Source organism: Marinobacterium weihaiense (genome assembly GCF_019061305.1).
Lineage (GTDB): Bacteria > Pseudomonadota > Gammaproteobacteria > Pseudomonadales > Balneatricaceae > Marinobacterium > Marinobacterium weihaiense.
In genome coordinates this window covers 1-18,466 of sequence record NZ_JAHQZT010000023.1, presented here as the reverse complement: position 1 = coordinate 18,466, position 18,466 = coordinate 1, and the positions used below count along the sequence as shown (strand labels likewise).

Below are 18,466 nucleotides of genomic sequence, written 5' to 3'. Positions count from 1 at the left end.
GGCAACTGGCGTAGGATCAGTAACCTTTTAGCGACAAATGCATCGTCATACATGCCTTTGTACTCGCCTACTCAGCATTTTTTCAGCGCCCTACAGCCATGATCCGATATCTGCAAACCTCTCTGGCGCGACGCCTGACAGCAGGCTTCACCCTGCTGATGATCATTCTTGTCGTAGTTCAGTTTCTATTGCTGGTCAGCAGCTTCACTCATTACAGCCAGTTTGCCATCGATACCAGCCGCAAGCATCTGGAGCAGGTCATGCAGACCCGGCTGGAAAAGGATGCCCACCTGCTGACAAACACCCTGGCCGCCGAGCTGGCCATCGACTTGCAACACCAGGACCGACCGTCACTGCAACAGCGCCTGCAGCTGGTACGTGAACGCCGTAATCTGCTGTACGCCTGCCTGTTTGATCACCAGGGCAAACTGCAGGCGCCTGTTGAACAACCTCTGGCGTGTCCGCAACAACTCCCGGCAGGATCCAATGGCCAGGCCTGGCAGCAAGGGCAGTTGCATGTGCGCCAACCGGTTGTCACCCCTGCAGGGGCTGCCGGCCAGCTGACGCTGGCCGTCAATTTCGCGGATGCCTGGAAACAGCTGGAGCAGCACAATCAAAGCCTCGCTCAACTGAGCGCCGACAAGTCACGAGAAATGCTGTTCAGCCTGCTGATGGCTACCCTGCTGCTACTGTTGGCAGCACTCTGGCTGATCTATCGATTCAGCCTGTACCTGTTCCGCCCGCTGCGGGCACTGGCGGACAAGAGTCTGCAGTTCGGCAACGGTGACCGCAACATCAGCTTTGCCGTACCGCAACAGGACGAGATTGGTCAGCTGGGCGGAGCCCTGGAGCAGATGCGCCGCAGTCTGGAACAGAGTCACCGACAAACCCACCAGCTGGCCTACCTGGACAACCTGACTCAGCTGCCCAATCGCCACTGGTTTCAGCAGTCGCTGGAGCGTCTGCTGCAGCATGCCCGACGCCATGATCAACGCCTGGGCGTGATCTTCATCGACCTGGACCACTTCAAGGAAGTGAACGACACCGCCGGACATGAAATGGGGGATCTGCTGCTGTTCGAAGCGGCGGCACGGCTGCGCAGCCTGCTGCTGGGCATGGAGTTGACCGATGCCGACAGCGACGAAGTGCTGCTGGCACGCTTGGGCGGCGACGAGTTTGTCACGCTCTATCCCAACCTGCAGAACAGTGCACAGGTCGCCAGGCTGGCACAGCACATTGCCAAGGTACTCGAGGAGCCCTTCCTGATCGATGGCCGTTTCTTCCGCATTTCCAGCAGCATCGGTATCACCATTTACCCGGACGACGGCGTCAACAGCAACGAAATTCTCAAGCACGCCGATATTGCCATGTATGCCGCCAAGCAGAGTGGCCGCAACCAGTACACCTTTTTCTCCATGCAGATGAATCAGGCGCTGCAGCAACGCATCGATATTCTGCAGGGCGTGCGCACGTCACTGGAACAGGGGCATTTCCACCTGGAGTATCAGCCGGTGGTTGACCTGAGCAACGGCAACATTCGCGGTGCCGAGGCCCTGCTGCGCTGGCAGCACCCGGAGCGCGGCCCGATTTCGCCGGCGCTGTTCATTCCGATCATTGAAGAATCGGACCTGATCGAACCGGTCACCCGCTGGGTCGCACGCCAAGCCACGGCAGACCTGCTGACACTGCAGGCCCTGCAACCCGGATTCGTGGTCTCCATCAACATTTCCGGTGCGGCTCTGCACCAGGGCAGCACCCGTGATTTCCTGACCGAGCTCAAGCACAGCCGCCAGCTGCCCGATCACTGCCTGAGCATCGAACTGACGGAAACCAGCATGATCCGGCATCTGGATGATTGTCGCCAGACGCTGACGCAGTGGAAAGCGGCCGGCATGAATATCTGGATAGACGATTTCGGTACCGGCTACTCGTCCCTGAGCTACCTGCACCAGCTGCCGATTGACGGTATCAAGATCGACCGCAGCTTCATTCGCGAGCTGCGAACGGACAACGAGACATCGCTGGCCGCGACGATGATCACCATGGCGCACTCCATGTCGCTGCAGGTGGTTGCGGAAGGCATAGAGACCGAGCACCAGCGCCGGTGCCTGGTCGATCTGGGTGCGGGTCTGGGACAGGGTTTCGGGCTGCATCGCCCGATGCGCTTTGCGGCGCTGGAGCAGTTGCTGGAAGCGGCGCCAGTACCAACACCGGCACCCTGAACATGTCGGCCCCGCGGCCCCTTGTACGGGGCCGCGGGCAGGCGCCTCAGAGGCGTACTTCGATGCCGTGCTGGCGCATGTACTCCTTGGCCTGAGGAATGCTGTACTCATTGAAGTGGAAAATCGACGCGGCCAGTACCGCATCGGCCTTGCCGTCGATACAGCCTTCCACCAGGTGATCCAGAGTGCCCACGCCACCGGATGCGATCACCGGCACGTGCACGGCCTCACTGATGGCGCGGGTCACGCCGATATCGTAGCCGTTCTTGACGCCATCCTGGTCCATGGAAGTGAGCAGGATCTCGCCAGCCCCCAGTTCGACCATCTTCTTCGCCCATTCGACGGCATCCAGACCGGTCGGTTTGCGGCCGCCATGGGTGAAGATCTCCCACTTGTCCGGCTCGCCGGGCTGGCTCACCTTCTTGGCGTCAATCGCCACCACGATGCACTGGCTACCGAAACGCTCGGCCGCTTCACGCACGAAGTCCGGATTTTTCACCGCGGCGCTGTTGATGGAGACCTTGTCGGCACCGGCATTGAGCATGGTGCGGATATCCTCGCAGGTGCGGATGCCACCGCCCACGGTCAGCGGGATGAACACCTGGGATGCCATCTGCTCCACGGTATGCACCATGGTATCGCGGCCTTCGTGAGTCGCGGTGATGTCGAGGAAGGTGATCTCGTCGGCGCCCTGCTCGTCGTAGCGCTTGGCCACTTCGACCGGGTCACCGGCGTCACGGATATCCAGAAACTTGACCCCTTTCACAACCCGACCGTTTTCAACGTCGAGACAGGGGATAATGCGTTTTGCCAGTGCCATGCTGCTGTCTTCCTCAGTTACCGGTAAGCGTGTCGCTCAGGGTCTGGGCTTCGGCTACGTCCAGAGTGCCCTCGTAGATGGCACGGCCGGTAATCGCACCGAGGATGCCCTGATCCGCCACCTTGGCCAGCGCCTTGATGTCTTCGATGTTGGTCACGCCGCCGGACGCGATGACCGGGATGCCAGCTTCGCGAGCCAGTTCCACGGTCGCTTCCACGTTGACACCCTGCATCATGCCGTCACGGCTGATGTCGGTGTACACAATGGCGCTGACGCCGTCGTTCTTGAACTGCTTGGCCAGCTCGACCGCCTTGACGTCGGTGATCTCGGCCCAGCCGTCAATGGCCACATAGCCGTCCTGTGCATCCAGGCCGACGATGATGTGGCCCGGGAAGCGCTGGCACATCTCGGCCACGAATTCAGGCTCCTTGACCGCCTTGGTACCGATGATGACGTACTGCACGCCCGCATCCAGGTAAGCCTGGATGATCTCTGCCGAACGGATACCGCCGCCGATCTGAATCGGCAGGTCCGGGTAGGCCTCGGCGATCTGCTTGACGATCTCGCCATTGACCGGCTCGCCGGCAAAGGCACCATTGAGGTCAACCAGGTGCAGACGGCGGCAGCCGGCTTCAACCCACTTGGCGGCCATTTCGACCGGGTTGTCGGAGAATACGGTGGAGTCATCCATGCGGCCCTGGCGCAGGCGGACACAGGCTCCATCTTTAAGGTCAATCGCGGGAATAATCAGCATATCGAGTCAAATCCAGAATAGTCAGTCAAGGGTTTCGAGCACAGGCCAGGCTCAGGGGCGTCCGTTCCAGTTGAGGAAGTTCTGCAGCAACTGCAGCCCGACCTTCTGGCTTTTTTCCGGGTGGAACTGCACCGCGAACACGTTATCGCGGGCAATGGCCACATCGAAGTCGACCCCGTAGTGACAGGTCGCCGTGACCTGATCACGCTGCTTCGCCTGCACATGGTAACTGTGCACAAAATAAAAGCGGCTGCCATCTTCGATGTTGGCCCACAGCGGATGCTCGCGGGTCCGGTAGACTTGGTTCCAGCCCATGTGCGGCACTTTAAGACGCTCACCGTCAGCATCCCGCAGGTCGTTGCCGAAGAAATTGACGCGGCCTTCGAATTCGCCCAGGCAGTCCACGCCACCGTTTTCCTCGGAAAACTCCATCAGCGCCTGATAGCCGACGCAAATACCGAGGAAGGGTTTGCCGGAAGTGATCGCCTCACGTACTTCAGCGTCCACGCCCAGACGACGAATTTCGGCCATGCAGTCGCGAATGGCGCCCACACCCGGCAACAGCACGCGATCGGCGCTGCGAACCAACGCCGGATCGGCGGTCACCCGCACCTCGACGCCGGGCTGGACATGTTCCAACGCCTTGGCGACCGAGTGCAGGTTACCCATGCCGTAGTCAATTACTGCAATGCTGCTCATGACTTACAGACACCCCTTGGTGGACGGCATGATGTCGGCCGCACGCTGATCCACTTCCAGCGCCATGCGCATGGCGCGGCCAAAGGCCTTGAAGATGGTTTCCGCCTGGTGGTGGGTGTTCTTGCCCTTCAGGTTGTCGATGTGCAGGGTCACCATGGCATGGTTAACGAAACCATGGAAGAACTCGCTGAACAGGTCGACATCGAAGCTGCCCACGCGGCCGCGGGTAAACTCGACATCCATGGCCAGCCCCGGACGGCCGGAAAAGTCGATAACGACACGAGACAAAGCCTCGTCCAGCGGCACATAGGCATGGCCGTAACGGCGAATTCCCTTCTTATCGCCCACTGCCTGCTTGAAGGCCTGGCCCAGGGTGATACCGATATCCTCGACGGTGTGGTGGTCGTCGATATGCAGGTCGCCGATCGCGCTGATCTCCAGATCGATCAAGCCGTGTCGGGCAATCTGATCCAGCATGTGATCCAGAAAAGGTACACCAGTGTCCACATCCAGCTGCCCGGTGCCATCAAGATTTACTGCAACAGTGATCTGGGTTTCCAGGGTGTTGCGGGTTACCTGGGCTTTACGCTCGGCCATTTCTCTCTCCGCCATGGGGTTTACGAAAACGGTTATTATACATCCAACGGCGCCGTAACGGCAGGTTCATCCGCCGCCCTGACATTGCACCCGGCAGATCCGCTATACTCCTCGTCAGTCTCTCGTTCAGGGAAAAGACAGGATCTTTTATGAAAGCGATCAAGCTGATACTCGCCCTCCTTCTGGGTGCACTGCTCCTGATTGGCGCCGTTCTGGTGGCCATCGTCACACTGCTGGATCCCAATGACTACAAGGATCGTATCCAGCAAGCCGCGCTGGAACAGGCCGACATTGAATTAAGCATCGAGGGCAACATTGCTTGGTCGCTGTACCCCTGGCTGGCACTGGAGCTGAACCGCGTCGGCGTACGCTATCCGGACCGCCCGGCGCTGGGCACCCTGAACCGAGCCGAGGTGGCCATCAGCCTCCCGGCGTTGCTCGGCGGCGAGTTGCAGATGAACCGCCTGCTGGTCGACCGCCTGCAGCTGAACATGGTTCAGGCTGCCGATGGCAGCAACAACTGGACGCCTGCGGCTTCCGTCGCACCGCGCTCGTCGTCCGCGGGCACGCCTGCTGCTGACGGCCAGGACAGCGGCGACGCGCGCAAGCCGCTGAAATTGAACATCGAGGCAATCGAGGTGCGCGACGCAGCGCTGACTTACACCGATGCACGCGAAGACCACCGTGTCGAGCTGAGCGAGCTGAACCTGACCACGGGCCAGATCGTCATCGGCCAGGCCTTCCCCCTGGAGCTGGACGCCACCCTGCGCCAGTTTGCCGGCGAACAGCTGCGGCTGCACAGCAGCGCCAGCCTGACGACCACCCTGACCCTGGGCCTTGCCGACAGCCACATTCTGCTTGAAGACCTGAGCAGCCGTCTGAACGTTCTTCAGGGCGCCGGACTGCCCAAAGCGATCACGTTGGCGCTGGATGCGGATGTGGACGCCCGTCTCAATGAGCAGCAGGTCGATGTTCGCAACCTGGCACTCAACCTGGAGCCGGTTGCCATTGCCGGCGAGCTGCAATTACGCAACTTCAGCCAGCCGGAACTGAGTGGACGGCTGAACAGCAACACTTTCAACCTCAAGCAGTTGCTCACCACCCTGGGGCAGACGGTTCCGGCCACGGCCGACCCCGATGCCCTGACTGCCGTGGCATTCGAAGCCACTCTGGGCGGTCCTGCCGGTACCCTGGCGTTCAAGCCGCTGAACCTGCAGCTGGACGATACCCGCCTCGACGGTGACGCCAGCCTGGCATTGGCATCCGGCGCCATTGCCGTCACCCTCAAGGGCAACGCCCTGGACGCCGACCGTTACCTGCCGCCGACCACGGCGACCGTTGCGGCCGACAGCAGCAAAGCCACGCCCCCTGCCAAGGCCAGTGCCCAGGGTTGGCCAAAGGATGAAATCCTGCCCGTGGCGCCGCTGCGCGCGCTCAATCTCAGCGCCAACCTGGACCTGGGCAGCCTGAAGATCAACGGCATCGTCCTGGGTCAACCGGGCCTGAGCGTGAGTGCCGCCAACGGCCTGGTACACCTTACCCGCTTCTCGACCCAAGCCTTTGATGGCCAAATTCAGGCCACGGCACGCCTGGACGCTCGCCAAACACCGGTGCAGCTGCACATCGCCCTGCAGGTGACCCAGCTGGCCATGGCACCGCTGCTCAAGACCCTGGCCAACAATGACAGCCTGGCCGGCACGTTCAGCGCCCGTGCCGACCTGAACCTGCGGGGCCAGTCAGTTCACGCCTGGGTCAACTCACTCACCGGTAGCGCCAGCCTGAATATGTCCGAGGGCCTGATCAAGGGGATCGATGCCGCTCAGTCCATGTGCCAGGGTATCAACAACCTGTCTGCGCTCTGGCTCAATGTCGAACAGGTCGACAAGACCACGCCATTTGCCAATCTCAGCGCCAGCTTCAACCTACGCAATGGCATGGTCAGCAACAACGACCTCAGCGCCAAGCTGGATGCCATGCGCGTCGCCGGCAGCGGCCGCATCAACCTGCCAACCCGGGCACTGGATTACCGCATCGGTGCCACCATCGAAGACAACCTGTTCAACCAGAGCTGCTCGGTGAACAACCGCCTGGAAGGCGTCGAGATCCCGGTCAACTGTACCGGCTCGTTCAGCGATGACCCCGCCAAGCTGTGCCGCCTGGATACCCGCTTCATTGGCGACCTGCTCAAGGCCGAAGCTCGCCGTAAGGTGGAAGAAAAAGTCGGCACCCAGCTGGAAGAAAAGCTCAAGGAAAAACTGGGTGAAGACGGTGCAGGCAAAGTCCTGCAGGGGTTGTTTGGCCGATGACACCTGAACAGTTTCACGGTGCCGTGCTGGCGTGGTTTGACCGGCACGGCCGTCACGATCTACCCTGGCAGGCCGAAAAGACCGCCTACTTCACTTGGATCTCCGAGATCATGCTGCAGCAGACCCAGGTGAAAACGGTGATCCCCTATTTCGAGCGCTTTATCGAACGTTTCCCCACGGTACACGATCTTGCCAATGCCGAGCAGGACGAGGTGCTGCACCTGTGGACCGGCTTGGGCTACTATGCCCGTGCCCGCAATCTGCACAAGACTGCACGCATCGTCAGCCGCGAACTGGGCGGCGAGTTTCCGGTCACCGTTGACGAGATGGAAGCCCTGCCGGGTATCGGCCGCTCCACCGCCGGTGCCATCGTCTCCATCGCCACCGGCAACCGTGCCGCCATTCTCGACGGCAACGTCAAGCGAGTGCTGGCCCGCTTTTACGCCGTTGAAGGATGGCCGGGTACCCCAGCCGTGATGAAGGAACTCTGGGGCTGGGCCGAGCGCAACACGCCTCATCATCGGGTCGGCGATTACACCCAGGCGATGATGGATCTGGGCGCCACCCTGTGCACCCGCAGCAAGCCCAGCTGCCTGCTGTGCCCGCTGCAGACGCACTGTCAGGCCCGAGCCCTGAACCTGACCGACCGCCTGCCCTCGCCCCGGCCGAAAAAGACCCTGCCGGTGAAGCAGACCCTGATGCTGATGATCCATAACGATGCCGGTGAAGTGCTGCTGCAACAGCGCCCCCCCAGTGGCATCTGGGGCGGGCTGTGGAGCCTGCCCGAAGTGGCCGACCTGCGCGATGCCGAAGCGGCCCTGGGGCTGACGCTGGATGACGCTGCAACCGAAGTGCTGGAACCGATCCGCCACACCTTCAGTCACTATCACCTGGACATCACCCCGGCCCGGGTGGCGGCAAAAGACCCCACAAACTCTGTCATGGAAGGTGCGCCGGCACTCTGGTATAACGTGGACCAACCTGCAAATATCGGCCTGGCAGCGCCAGTCAAGCGCCTGCTTGAACGCTACGCCAGCTGCAACTCCGGAGACGAGACATGACACGTACGGTTTTTTGCCGCAAGTACCAACAGGAACTCGAAGGACTGGAACGCGCGCCCTACCCGGGTCAACTGGGTCAGGAAATCTATGACAACGTGTCCAAAAAAGCCTGGCAGGAATGGACCGACCATCAGACCATGCTGATCAACGAGAAGCACCTGAACCTGATGGATCCGGACAGCCGCAAGTATCTGCAGCAGGAAATGGAGAAGTTCCTGTCCGGCGAAGAATACGACAAGGCTGACGGTTACGTCCCGCCGGAAAAATAATTGCGCAAGGGGCTTGACCCCAGGGGGGCTTTCCGGTTTAATACGCCCCCGTTGCCCAGATAGCTCAGTCGGTAGAGCAGGGGATTGAAAATCCCCGTGTCGGCGGTTCGATTCCGTCTCTGGGCACCAAGATTCTTCAAAAAAGCCTCGCTCATGCGGGGCTTTTTTGTTTTCAGCTCCCGCTCGAACCATCCTCATGCCATGACAGGCGACAACAGAGTCCGGTTTATCGCTTTAACCCTGCACGGATAATGGTAACCTAAGGAGCATCAAGACCTCGACTCCATGGAGACCTGTCGCATGACAATGGAGCCCTCCTTTCGCCGTTTACGCCACGGGCTCATTAGCGTCCTGCTGCTGCTTTTTTCCTGCTCAACCCTGGCCGAACAGGATACGGCACGCCTGGCCTACATCACCTCGGATGATCGCATTCCCTTCTGGCAAATCATGACACGCGGTATCGAGCACAAGGCGACGGCGCTGGGCTATCAGTTACAGGTGTACAGTGCCGATAACAGTGCCCGGCATGAACTGGAGCAGCTGGCCAAGGTCCTTGAAGCGGACGTGGACGGGCTGATCATTTCACCGACCACTTCCGCTGCCGGCGCAACTCTGATCAAGCTGGCCGGCCGGGCGGGTATCCCGGTCGTGGTGGCCGATATCGGTGCCGACTCCGACCGCTACGTTGCCTTTATTTCGGCCAACAACCGTGAAGGTGCTTATCATATCGGACAGGTATTGGTTGAAGCCCTGCAGCAGCGCGGCTGGGATAACGGTCGCGTCGGCATCATTGCCATTCCCCAGAAACGCCTGAACGGCCAGCAGCGTACGGCCGGTTTTCTGCAGGCGCTGCATGAAGCTGATATCCAGAACGCGGCACTGCGCCAACAGGTCAATTTTTCCTACCGGGAGACCTACACATTTACCCGTGAACTGATTCGCGATGTTGATAATCTGCGTGCCATCTGGCTGCAGGGGTCCGATCGCTACCAGGCCGCGCTGGATGCCATTGATGACGCCGGCAAGGGCAATGAAATCCTGCTGTTGACCTTTGATGCCGAACCGGAATTCATCCACCTTATCCGCAATGGCACTCTGGTCGGGGCAGCCATGCAGCAGCCGTTCCTGATGGGGGAGCAGGCCGTCGAGACGCTGCACCGCCACTTGCAGGGTGAAAACGTGGCACGCCAGCAGCAGCTGCCGGTATTGGCCATTTCGGCTGACAACATTGCTGTTAATCTCGAGACCATTCGGCGCAATGTACTGGGGCTGGAGGGCACACACTGATGGCCGCTCCCCACAAGGCTCCGTCCATCTATCTGCTGCTGATCAGCATCATTCTGCCCACTGTCTTTCTGACGGTCGCCAGCAGCGCCGCCTTCGATTACTTTTCTGCCCGCCAGCGCATCACCCAAGACATGCATGCCGGCATCGCCCAAAGTCTGGAGACCATTCGGCAGAACATCACCGGCCAGATGGAAGCCTATGCCGCCAGTGAATACGAGCGGGTCGTGGCCAATGAAGTAGAACTCTATGCCAACTGCGGCGTGCGCGTTGAGGACTACAATCTGGGCCGCGTGCTGGGGCAGCCCAGCTATACCAGCGGCTTTCTACGTCTCCCCGACGGCCAGGTGCTGGAGCTGAACCCGAACGATCCGCAACACTGGCAACATCTGGAGCAGTGCTACTACCGCGACAGTACCGCCATTTTCGGTCGCAACGGCGAGGAAATCGGCCGCATCACGCTCTATGCGTCCAGCGCGGCCATTGATGCCAAAATGACCGCCATTATTCGGGATTCGCTGATCAATACTCTGGTAATCTGCACGCTGATGGTCCTCGCTCTGCTGCTGATGACCCGCCGCTTTATCCTGGCGCCGCTGGAACGCATCATCAATACCATTCGCCACACCGACAAAACTGGTATTCCCGTTAACACGGTTCCGGACCAGGGACCGCGAGAAGTCCGTACTCTGGCCCACAGCATCAATACCATGATTACCTCCATTCGCGCTTCCAGGCTGGATCTGCAGGAACAGAAGGATGCCCTGGACTATATGGCGCATCACGATGCCCTGACCGGGCTGGCCAACCGCACGCTGTTTAATGACCGTCTAGGCCACGCCATTGCCCACGCCGTCCGTCATCACCAGAAGGTCGCCGTGCTGTTTCTGGATCTGGACCACTTCAAGACCATCAATGATTCGCTTGGCCACACCGCCGGCGACAAGGTGCTCAATATCATCACCGAGCGCCTGCGGGGCATTCTGCGCGCGGAAGACACCCTCGCCCGTCAAGGCGGCGACGAGTTCACCATTCTGCTGGAGGGCCAGAACAGTGTGGAACAGGTTTCAGCCGCGGCCCGCAAGATTCTGCACACCATCAGCCAGCCGCTGCGCGTGGAACGCACCGAAGTGTACATCAGCGGCAGTATCGGCATCAGTTTGTTCCCGGATCATGGCAATACGGTCAACGACCTACTGATGCAGGCCGACGCCGCCATGTACCAGGCAAAAAGCGAAGGGCGCAGTGACTACTGCTATTTCAGCCACGATCTGACCGAGCAGGCACTGGAGCGCCTGTCACTGGAGACCCAGCTGCGTACCGGGCTGGAACAGGGTGAATTGACACCCTATTTTCAGGCTCAGGTCGATGCAGCAACCGGACAACTGCTCGGATTCGAAGCTCTGGCGCGCTGGCATCATCCCACCCAGGGCATGATCTCGCCGGCACGCTTCATTCCGCTGGCCGAAAGCACCGGCCTGATCCACCAGCTTGATCTGTGCATCATTCGCCAGGCCATGACACGGTTTGCCCAGTGGTACCGCCAGGGGCTGAACCCCGGCATCCTTTCGGTCAACCTGACCATGCGCCACTTCCAGCATCAGGCGTTTCTGGACACGCTGCAGCAACTGCTGGCGGAAACGGGCTGTCAGGCCAGCTGGCTGCAGGTGGAAGTCACCGAAAGCCAGCTGATGGCCAAGCCGGAAGCTACCATCGAAGTACTGCGCCAGATTCACGATGCCGGCATTCGCATTGCACTGGATGACTTCGGTACCGGCTACTCGTCACTGTCCTACCTCAAGCGCCTACCGATTACCAAGCTGAAGATCGATCAGTCTTTCATCCGTGACCTGCCTCACGACGAAGAGGATATCTCCATTACCCGTGCCATCATTGCGCTGGCCAACAGCCTGAACCTGGAGATCATTGCCGAAGGCGCGGAAACCGCAGAACAGGTCGCGTTTCTGTTGTCCGAAGGCTGCCACCAGATCCAGGGCTACTACTACGCCCGCCCCCTGCCCGCAGACGGCGCCGAGGTGCTCATGTCCGACTCGTCTCATACCACACGACAGGCAGACCAGTTGCAGCCTTCCTGAAACGCCATACATCCGCTGGCTGTGCCACCGAAGACGGCTATCTTTCCATACATACTTTATGCACAGGGCCAATAAGATTATGGATGCGGTACAGTCTCGAGACAATCCCGTTGTCCACCAGAACGGCTTGTGGATAAAGATCTTTCATTTCTATCCCCATCCTCTCTGCACCAATCTGTGCATAACCATTGCAGAAGGTCAGCACACACCGCTGCAGAGCCCGTGACAGAAGGCATCTGAAAAACAGGTTGTTTTTTAACCAATTGATGGGATAAAACAGGTTGTCTACAGACAGTACACAGTTGAAGTCGAGCACATCTCTCGACGTCACAATATTCACAATGGCGGGCTGGCATCGCACTCTTTCGACTTGTGCATAAAGTCATGTGGATATGTTTACCGGCAGGTTCATGTTTCTGCTATATCCACATATCTTGCATGACGCAGCCCAATAGATTTGATGCTTGCCTCCAAGGTGGTAGATTTGGACGCCCGCTGTTCAATCAGCGCACATCAAGAAGCGGTTTCATGGAGACAAGGAGAGATCTATGCGAAACCCGTCCACCCTCGCGAGAGGGCTGATCATATCCGGGGCTGTACTCCTCGCAGGGTGCCAGACCCTGTCAAGCAAACAGAACCTCGAAGATTTCAACCAGCAATACGCACAAGGCAATTATCAGAACGCCGCCCGATTTGCCCTGAAATCAGGCGGCATTGATGCCGAAGGAGAGGGCGGCAACCTGATGTGGTCGCTGCAAGCCGGTACTGCACTCAGCGCCAGCGGCCAGTTCGACTACAGCAACAAGGTATTTGACCACGCCGAAACAATGATGAAGGCCGAAGACACCGAAAATATCGGTCGCAAGGGGCTGGAAAAGGTGACCGCCACCCTGGTCAACAACAATCTGAATCGCTACGCTCCAACCGTCTATGACGGCGTCATGGTCAACACTTACAAGGCCTTGAACAGCATCTTCCTGCACGATCTGCAGAATGCCCGCATTGAATTCAACCGTGCCGCAGACCGCCAGCGCCGGGCCGAGGAAGCATTCAAGTCCCGGATTGAAGCTCAAAAGCAGAAGCTTGCTGAGACACGGCAGCAAACCGAAGGAGAACAGGCCCGGACATCCCAGCTGGACTTCAAAAAGAGTGAATCCGAGTCCCGTAATGCCATTGCAGACGCTTTTCCCGAACTGAATGCGTGGGCTGCTTACCCGGATTTCGTCAATCCCTATACCGATTACCTGCATGGCCTCTATTTCATGCTGGCAAGTGCCGACCGCAGTGATTATGGCAAGGCACGCCAGTCTTTGCGGCGCGTACGCGGCATGGCACCAGACAATACAGCCGTGCGCACCGACTACAAGGTCATCAGCAACCTGCGCACCGGCGCCTGGCGCAAACACAAGCTGAGACCCGCCGTATGGGTCATCTTCGAGAACGGCGAAGCACCGGCCATCGACGAGACCCTTATTCCGTTGCCGTTGTTTCTGCTCAATGACCAGGTCGAGTACTCGCAGATTGCACTCCCCAAACTAAAGGAACGCGACCGTGCCTATCCATATCTGGAAGCACATGCCGGAGGCAAGCGCCTGGGCCAAACCGAGCTGCTGGCGAGTATGGACAGGGTCATCCAGACCGAATTCAAAAGAGAGTTTCCGCTCAAGGTCACTGAAGCCATCGCAAGTACGTTGACCAAGGCGTTCATTCAGTACCAGGCCAAAAAAGAGCTGGGGCTGGCCGGCAGCCTGCTGGCAGGTGTCTACCAGGCGACGACGACACGCGCTGATACCCGCAGCTGGAGCAGCCTGCCGAAAGAAGTTCAAGTACTGCGGGTGCGCAAACCGGCCGGCGGCACACTGGAACTGAACGCCCCCGGACTGGCACAACCGCTGAAAGTCGAACTGCCAGATACGCGTTTTTCTGTTATTTATGTAAAGGCAAGCGCCCCGGGCAGTAAGCCCGTATATCAGGTGGCAGGCTTTGACGCCTGATTATTCGTAAGGAGACGAACCATGCAGATTCGTAATGGCGTGCTGGCAGCAGCCGCCCTTGCGTTGCTGGGTTGCCAGACACAGCCCCAGCCGCCGACCGATTATCCCCAGCTGCAGATTGGCCCCCGTGCTCAATCCTACCTCCAGATCGAAGCGGTGCAGGAAGGTTATGCCTCCAGCGACCTGCTCAGAGCGGGTGTACGCCTGTACAATCGCAGCAATCAGCAACAGACGTTGCGTTATCGCTTCAGCTGGTTTGATGCCAATGGTTTTGAGCTCAAGGGTCTAGCAAGCCGCTGGGAGCAGCACCCCTTGCGCCCGGCCGAACCGGTAATGATCGACCGTGTCGCCCCCAGCCCCAAAGCGGTCAGATACCGCATTCAGCTATTCGATCCTCGCACAGCCCCCACACACTCGACACAAGGAATTGACGGATGAGTACACGCAACACCCTGATCAAGGTATTGGCGGTGAGCACCGCCTTTGGCCTGGCCACCGGCTGCACCCCTAAAACCCAACTGCTGACACCGGGCGCCGTTGATCAGCCCGTGACCATGGGCCTCAGCGGCAGCGACTTTGCTCAGGCGGCCTCGGACGCCGTGCAGTCGATGCTGACATCCGGTGCCGTCGACCGTAGTGACGGCAAGAAGAACATCATGGTGGTCTCGACCGTGCTCAACGATACCATGCAACGCATCGATACCGACCAGCTGGTGAAGAAGATCCGCGTTGACCTGCTGCGCAGCGGCAAAGTACTCACCACAACCGCCATCGGCCTCAACGGTGCCGAAGACCGAATGACCCAGGCATACGGCGAGCTGAGCCAGTCACGCAAAGTGGATCGTTCCACACTGGTGCGTCAGCGCCTGGCAGCACCGAACATGAGCCTGTCCGGCAAGATCATCCAGCGCAACAACCGTGTTGATGGCAATCAGCAGCTGGTCGAATACTATTTTCAGTTGACGCTGACCGACCTGGCCAACGGACTGGCTATTTGGGAAGGCGAAACACCGATTCGCAAACTGGGCAGCGCCAAGGGAACCTCCTGGTAACGTAAAGGAAGACGATTCATGACAACTCTGTTTAAAAAGACCGCGCTGGCTCTGGCGCTTGGCAGTCTGGCCCCGGGCGTTCAGGCACAGGACGGCACAGCTGCACCGGTGGGCGATCATCAGGCCATAGCTACAACCGCTGTAGCACAGGCTCCAGTCCAGGCTGAAGCCGTGGAGATTGCGATGGCGGATGCCGCTGAACCCGCGCCGCTAGACCCCGGCATGATGCTGATGGAGCAGATTGAAGAGTGGAAATACAACGCCGGTGCGGCGTTGAGTGAGCGTGCCGATAACGGCGAGATTTTCATGACTGAAGGCACCGCCTTTGTCAAAGTCACCCCAGATGCGACAGACTGGGCCGATCACCGCCTGATGGCTTACAAGGAAGCACTGATGAACGCCCAGGCGCAGTTCATCGAGTTTGAAGGCATCAGTACCCGGGCCGAAACGGTCAACAAGTTCTTCGAAGACAAGAGCCAAATGCCCCGTTTTTCACCGCAGGAACTGCAAAGCTCCAACAAGCTGGAGGAGGTGTTGAACAAGGCTGTCGCTTTGGCGGGTGGCAAGCTGGATAAGCAGCTCAGCGAGCTGGGTATCGACCCGGACGAATTCAATGCTGCACCGCCGGAAAAACGCGCCCGCCTGTTTGAAAACTCCATCAGCGAACAGGTTTCGACCCGCGCCCGCGCCAGCCTGACCGGCCTGATACCGGTCAAAACCTTTGAGGCCAATGATGCCCAGGGCCGCCATGCCATCGCCGTAATCGTGGTGGCATCCGACAAGATGCGCCAGTTCGTGTACGACATGAAGCAGAGTAAAGGCGATATGGCGCCCAACCCGAAAAAGGTCGGTGGCCCCTCCCTGCGGGAACGCTTCAGCAGCAACAAGGCCGCGCTGATCCACGAGTTCGGTATTCGCAAAATGTTCGATGAGAACGGCTACCCGGTGCTGGTGTCCTTTGGCCAGGCGGGTACTGGCTACAACGGCACCGATTTCAACCGTCAGATGAATGCCCGCAAGGGTGCCTTCATGTACGCCAAGGCTGATGCCTATGCCAACTTTGCTTACCTGCTGAATTCAGTCGGCAACGCTGAGTTGAGTTCCAGCCGCAAGAGCATGAATGTGACCGACGGCGTGGTGCGTACCGAACAGGATGGCGTGATGGAGTCGGAAGAAACACGCATCGAGATGGTCAAGGCGATCAACAACGAAATCTCCGCTCGTGGCAGCATCTCCGATCTGCCCGGAACCCGCCAGCTGATGCGCTGGACCGCCAAACATCCGCAGCATGGCAACGAAATCAACGGTGTGGTCTATGTCTGGCACCCGGTATCAGAACAGAACGCCCGCGACATGCGTGACTTCAGGCCCAAGCGGACTGAGCAGGCACAGACTCGGGAGCGCAATGGCAGCAACGGTAACGCCGGTGCAACTCAGAGCCGTGACTTGATGTCAGCCGACGATTTCTAAGGACGGAACCATGCGATCACTACTGCAAACACTGGTGGCGCTGACCGCTCTGGCATGGACCTGCTTCAGCGTTGCTGCCGAGCAGGTCGTGGATGCGGAGGGCTATGGCAGCAACCGCAACCAGGCGATCAGCGATGCCCTGGTACAGGGGCTGCGACAGGCAACCGGGGTAAGCATCGACAGTAACGAAATCATGCGCACCCTGTCCGGCCGCAGCAGCCTCAGCACTCAGGACGGCGAAGCGTTCAGCCGCTCCTTCGAAGTGGCCCAGCGTGGCGATCTGCGCCTGAAGACCCGGGGGCTGGTATCACGCTACGACATACATTCGGTTGAGCAGGAGGCTGACGGTAGCTTCCGCGCCGATGTGACCGTTCATGTACTCAAGTACGACAAGCCGGGCCTACCGGCTGACAGCCGTCGCACCTTGGCGGTCATGCCGTTCCACAGTGACAAGGGCAGCTTTTCGCTGCTCGGCGATCGCACCGAGGCTGCCAAGGTGGAGTCCGAGCTGCGCAACCGCATCCTGGATCAATTCACCCAGTCCCGCCGCATGAATGTGCTGGACCGTGAATTCGGTGCCGAGTTCCAGCAGGAAAAAGCACTCTGGCTAAGTGACGATGCGGCTTTGGCGGAAAAGGCCAAAACCGGCAACGTACTGGGGGCCGATTACATAGTCGTGGGCAATATTCGCAGCATGCGCAGTACCCGGCACGTCAAGACGCTGCAGTTGACCGGTGAAACGATTGTCAGCTATAGCGGCAGCGCCCGGCTGGACTACAAGATCATTCTGGCGGCGACCCGTCAGGTCAAGTGGTCGGACTCGATCAGCCTGAAATTCAGCGATGGCGATATTCGTGCCATGCTGAAAAAGTATGGCTCATCCCAAACCGGGATCACGGCCACACTCGCCGAGCAGCTGGCGCAGAAAGCACTGGCCAACATCTACCCGATGCGGGTGGTCGCGATCAAAGGCAAGACCGTAGTGCTCAACCAGGGCGGCAAAACACTGAAGAAGGGCGACCTGCTGGATGTGTACTTCCTCGGTGAAGAGATGTTCGATCCCTACACCAACGAATCGTTGGGACAATTGGAGGAGAAGATCGCCCGGATCAAGGTCGTGCGAGTCAGCGCCAAAACCACCTATGCCAAGGTGGTGGACGGCGATGCCGAGCTGATCGAGACCGATTTTATTGTCCGCCGCTGAGGCAGACTTCGCCCGTTGTGAACAAGGTGGCTACGGCCACCTTTTTTGTATCGATCCCATGCCACATATGGCAGCTATTATCCCAATCCATGACAGATATGGCATTGCACATCCGGCAACCGCTGACCGGACAACCGACAAATACATTACAAGGCTTTGTTTATTAAAGGCTTAATCCTATTGGCACTGCCTTTGCTATCTCTCAAGCATAAGCACAAACAGACAGAGGCAGATAAAACCACTGCCATGACCCAAGCATACGAGGATTGCCACGATGAGCCATACACACGAAGACCAGGACTACGAAGTCATCGGCGTTGTACCGTCTATTGCCATGGTTGTCGGAGGGTTGCTGGTTGCCATCTTTCCGGCGCTGATGCAGCTGTATCTGTTGATGACCCAGTGAACGCGGCCGCGCTGTGATTAAAAGCGCGTACAGCACAGCAGCCGCCTGCCGGGGCCCAATAATACAAACACAAAAACACCCTTTAGGGTGTACTGTATTCCGACTGCTTTTGGGAAATGCGTCCTGATTCGGGACGAACCAAGGATGGTGCAGATGGGGAGACTCGAACTCCCACGCCCGTGAAGGCACTAGCACCTGAAGCTAGCGTGTCTACCAATTCCACCACATCTGC

At 59.0% G+C, this 18,466-nt stretch carries 16 protein-coding genes and 2 tRNA genes; 13 read left to right on the top strand and 5 right to left on the bottom strand.

Annotated elements, in window-relative coordinates; translation table 11 throughout:
- Positions 1 to 98 precede the first annotated feature (98 nt).
- Entirely contained in the window at positions 99 to 2,222 is a 2,124-nt protein-coding gene (locus KTN04_RS13855) for a putative bifunctional diguanylate cyclase/phosphodiesterase (protein ID WP_217335833.1), read from the top strand.
- Between the two features lie 46 nt (positions 2,223 to 2,268).
- Here KTN04_RS13855 and hisF read toward each other — a convergent pair whose 3' ends face one another.
- The 4 genes from hisF to hisB are packed head-to-tail and all read right to left on the bottom strand — an operon-like array spanning position 2,269 to position 5,092.
- Complete coding sequence (gene hisF / locus KTN04_RS13850; protein WP_217335832.1) at positions 2,269 to 3,042, bottom strand: imidazole glycerol phosphate synthase subunit HisF; 774 nt, start codon at positions 3,040 to 3,042, stop codon at positions 2,269 to 2,271.
- 13 nt (positions 3,043 to 3,055) lie between these two features.
- Positions 3,056 to 3,796 carry a 1-(5-phosphoribosyl)-5-[(5-phosphoribosylamino)methylideneamino]imidazole-4-carboxamide isomerase gene (hisA, locus tag KTN04_RS13845; protein ID WP_217335831.1) on the bottom strand — a complete coding sequence of 247 codons (741 nt, stop codon included), beginning with the start codon at positions 3,794 to 3,796 and terminating at the stop codon, positions 3,056 to 3,058.
- A gap of 51 nt (positions 3,797 to 3,847) precedes the next feature.
- On the bottom strand, positions 3,848 to 4,495 hold the full coding sequence (gene hisH / locus KTN04_RS13840; protein WP_217335830.1) for an imidazole glycerol phosphate synthase subunit HisH: 648 nt from the start codon (positions 4,493 to 4,495) through the stop codon (positions 3,848 to 3,850).
- A 3-nt stretch (positions 4,496 to 4,498) separates the two neighbouring features.
- Entirely contained in the window at positions 4,499 to 5,092 is a 594-nt protein-coding gene (hisB, locus tag KTN04_RS13835; RefSeq protein ID WP_217335829.1) for an imidazoleglycerol-phosphate dehydratase HisB, read from the bottom strand.
- A 149-nt stretch (positions 5,093 to 5,241) separates the two neighbouring features.
- On the opposite strand from hisB, the gene KTN04_RS13830 reads away from it, so the two are divergent.
- The 12 genes from KTN04_RS13830 to KTN04_RS17115 all read left to right on the top strand — a co-directional run bounded on the left by KTN04_RS13830 (position 5,242) and on the right by KTN04_RS17115 (position 18,234).
- Entirely contained in the window at positions 5,242 to 7,398 is a 2,157-nt protein-coding gene (locus tag KTN04_RS13830; RefSeq protein ID WP_217335828.1) for an AsmA family protein, read from the top strand.
- The gene (gene mutY / locus KTN04_RS13825) at positions 7,395 to 8,459 is read left to right on the top strand and encodes an A/G-specific adenine glycosylase (RefSeq protein WP_217335827.1); all 1,065 of its coding nucleotides are present in this window, start codon (positions 7,395 to 7,397) and stop codon (positions 8,457 to 8,459) included. Before KTN04_RS13830 ends, mutY begins: the two co-directional genes overlap by 4 nt.
- On the top strand, positions 8,456 to 8,728 hold the full coding sequence (locus KTN04_RS13820; RefSeq protein ID WP_217335826.1) for an oxidative damage protection protein: 273 nt from the start codon (positions 8,456 to 8,458) through the stop codon (positions 8,726 to 8,728). Before mutY ends, KTN04_RS13820 begins: the two co-directional genes overlap by 4 nt.
- 53 nt (positions 8,729 to 8,781) lie before the next feature.
- A tRNA-Phe gene (locus tag KTN04_RS13815) sits at positions 8,782 to 8,857 on the top strand.
- A 171-nt stretch (positions 8,858 to 9,028) separates the two neighbouring features.
- Complete coding sequence (locus KTN04_RS13810; protein ID WP_217335825.1) at positions 9,029 to 10,015, top strand: substrate-binding domain-containing protein; 987 nt, start codon at positions 9,029 to 9,031, stop codon at positions 10,013 to 10,015.
- Complete coding sequence (locus KTN04_RS13805) at positions 10,015 to 12,108, top strand: putative bifunctional diguanylate cyclase/phosphodiesterase (RefSeq protein WP_217335824.1); 2,094 nt, start codon at positions 10,015 to 10,017, stop codon at positions 12,106 to 12,108. The genes KTN04_RS13810 and KTN04_RS13805 overlap by 1 nt, the downstream gene beginning before the upstream one ends.
- A gap of 548 nt (positions 12,109 to 12,656) precedes the next feature.
- Entirely contained in the window at positions 12,657 to 14,102 is a 1,446-nt protein-coding gene (locus KTN04_RS13800; RefSeq protein WP_217335823.1) for a COG3014 family protein, read from the top strand.
- Positions 14,103 to 14,123: 21 nt separating this feature from the next.
- Positions 14,124 to 14,540, top strand: a complete 417-nt coding sequence (locus KTN04_RS13795) for a DUF1425 domain-containing protein (protein WP_217335822.1) — start codon at positions 14,124 to 14,126, stop codon at positions 14,538 to 14,540.
- Positions 14,537 to 15,154 (top strand): penicillin-binding protein activator LpoB, encoded by a 618-nt coding sequence (lpoB, locus tag KTN04_RS13790; protein WP_217335821.1) that lies wholly within the window; start codon positions 14,537 to 14,539, stop codon positions 15,152 to 15,154. The genes KTN04_RS13795 and lpoB overlap by 4 nt, the downstream gene beginning before the upstream one ends.
- An 18-nt stretch (positions 15,155 to 15,172) precedes the next feature.
- Positions 15,173 to 16,624 (top strand): DUF6844 domain-containing protein, encoded by a 1,452-nt coding sequence (locus KTN04_RS13785; protein WP_217335820.1) that lies wholly within the window; start codon positions 15,173 to 15,175, stop codon positions 16,622 to 16,624.
- 10 nt (positions 16,625 to 16,634) lie between these two features.
- Positions 16,635 to 17,828, top strand: a complete 1,194-nt coding sequence (locus KTN04_RS13780; protein ID WP_217335819.1) for a hypothetical protein — start codon at positions 16,635 to 16,637, stop codon at positions 17,826 to 17,828.
- Between the two features lie 274 nt (positions 17,829 to 18,102).
- Positions 18,103 to 18,234 carry a hypothetical protein gene (locus KTN04_RS17115; RefSeq protein ID WP_256449092.1) on the top strand — a complete coding sequence of 44 codons (132 nt, stop codon included), beginning with the start codon at positions 18,103 to 18,105 and terminating at the stop codon, positions 18,232 to 18,234.
- 145 nt (positions 18,235 to 18,379) lie between these two features.
- On the opposite strand, the gene KTN04_RS13775 is transcribed toward KTN04_RS17115, so the two are convergent.
- Positions 18,380 to 18,466 (bottom strand) — tRNA-Leu (locus KTN04_RS13775).

Bases quoted from the DNA above. Each gene is read 5' to 3' on its own strand.
- hisA (WP_217335831.1), bottom strand. From the start codon at position 3,796: ATGCTGATTATTCCCGCGATTGACCTTAAAGATGGAGCCTGTGTCCGC.
- KTN04_RS13800 (WP_217335823.1), top strand. From the start codon at position 12,657: ATGCGAAACCCGTCCACCCTCGCGAGAGGGCTGATCATATCCGGGGCT.
- KTN04_RS17115 (WP_256449092.1), top strand. From the start codon at position 18,103: ATGAGCCATACACACGAAGACCAGGACTACGAAGTCATCGGCGTTGTA.
- KTN04_RS13795 (WP_217335822.1), top strand. From the start codon at position 14,124: ATGCAGATTCGTAATGGCGTGCTGGCAGCAGCCGCCCTTGCGTTGCTG.
- lpoB (WP_217335821.1), top strand. From the start codon at position 14,537: ATGAGTACACGCAACACCCTGATCAAGGTATTGGCGGTGAGCACCGCC.
- KTN04_RS13820 (WP_217335826.1), top strand. From the start codon at position 8,456: ATGACACGTACGGTTTTTTGCCGCAAGTACCAACAGGAACTCGAAGGA.
- mutY (WP_217335827.1), top strand. From the start codon at position 7,395: ATGACACCTGAACAGTTTCACGGTGCCGTGCTGGCGTGGTTTGACCGG.
- hisF (WP_217335832.1), bottom strand. From the start codon at position 3,042: ATGGCACTGGCAAAACGCATTATCCCCTGTCTCGACGTTGAAAACGGT.
- KTN04_RS13830 (WP_217335828.1), top strand. From the start codon at position 5,242: ATGAAAGCGATCAAGCTGATACTCGCCCTCCTTCTGGGTGCACTGCTC.
- KTN04_RS13785 (WP_217335820.1), top strand. From the start codon at position 15,173: ATGACAACTCTGTTTAAAAAGACCGCGCTGGCTCTGGCGCTTGGCAGT.
- hisH (WP_217335830.1), bottom strand. From the start codon at position 4,495: ATGAGCAGCATTGCAGTAATTGACTACGGCATGGGTAACCTGCACTCG.
- KTN04_RS13810 (WP_217335825.1), top strand. From the start codon at position 9,029: ATGACAATGGAGCCCTCCTTTCGCCGTTTACGCCACGGGCTCATTAGC.
- KTN04_RS13855 (WP_217335833.1), top strand. From the start codon at position 99: ATGATCCGATATCTGCAAACCTCTCTGGCGCGACGCCTGACAGCAGGC.
- hisB (WP_217335829.1), bottom strand. From the start codon at position 5,092: ATGGCCGAGCGTAAAGCCCAGGTAACCCGCAACACCCTGGAAACCCAG.
- KTN04_RS13780 (WP_217335819.1), top strand. From the start codon at position 16,635: ATGCGATCACTACTGCAAACACTGGTGGCGCTGACCGCTCTGGCATGG.
- KTN04_RS13805 (WP_217335824.1), top strand. From the start codon at position 10,015: ATGGCCGCTCCCCACAAGGCTCCGTCCATCTATCTGCTGCTGATCAGC.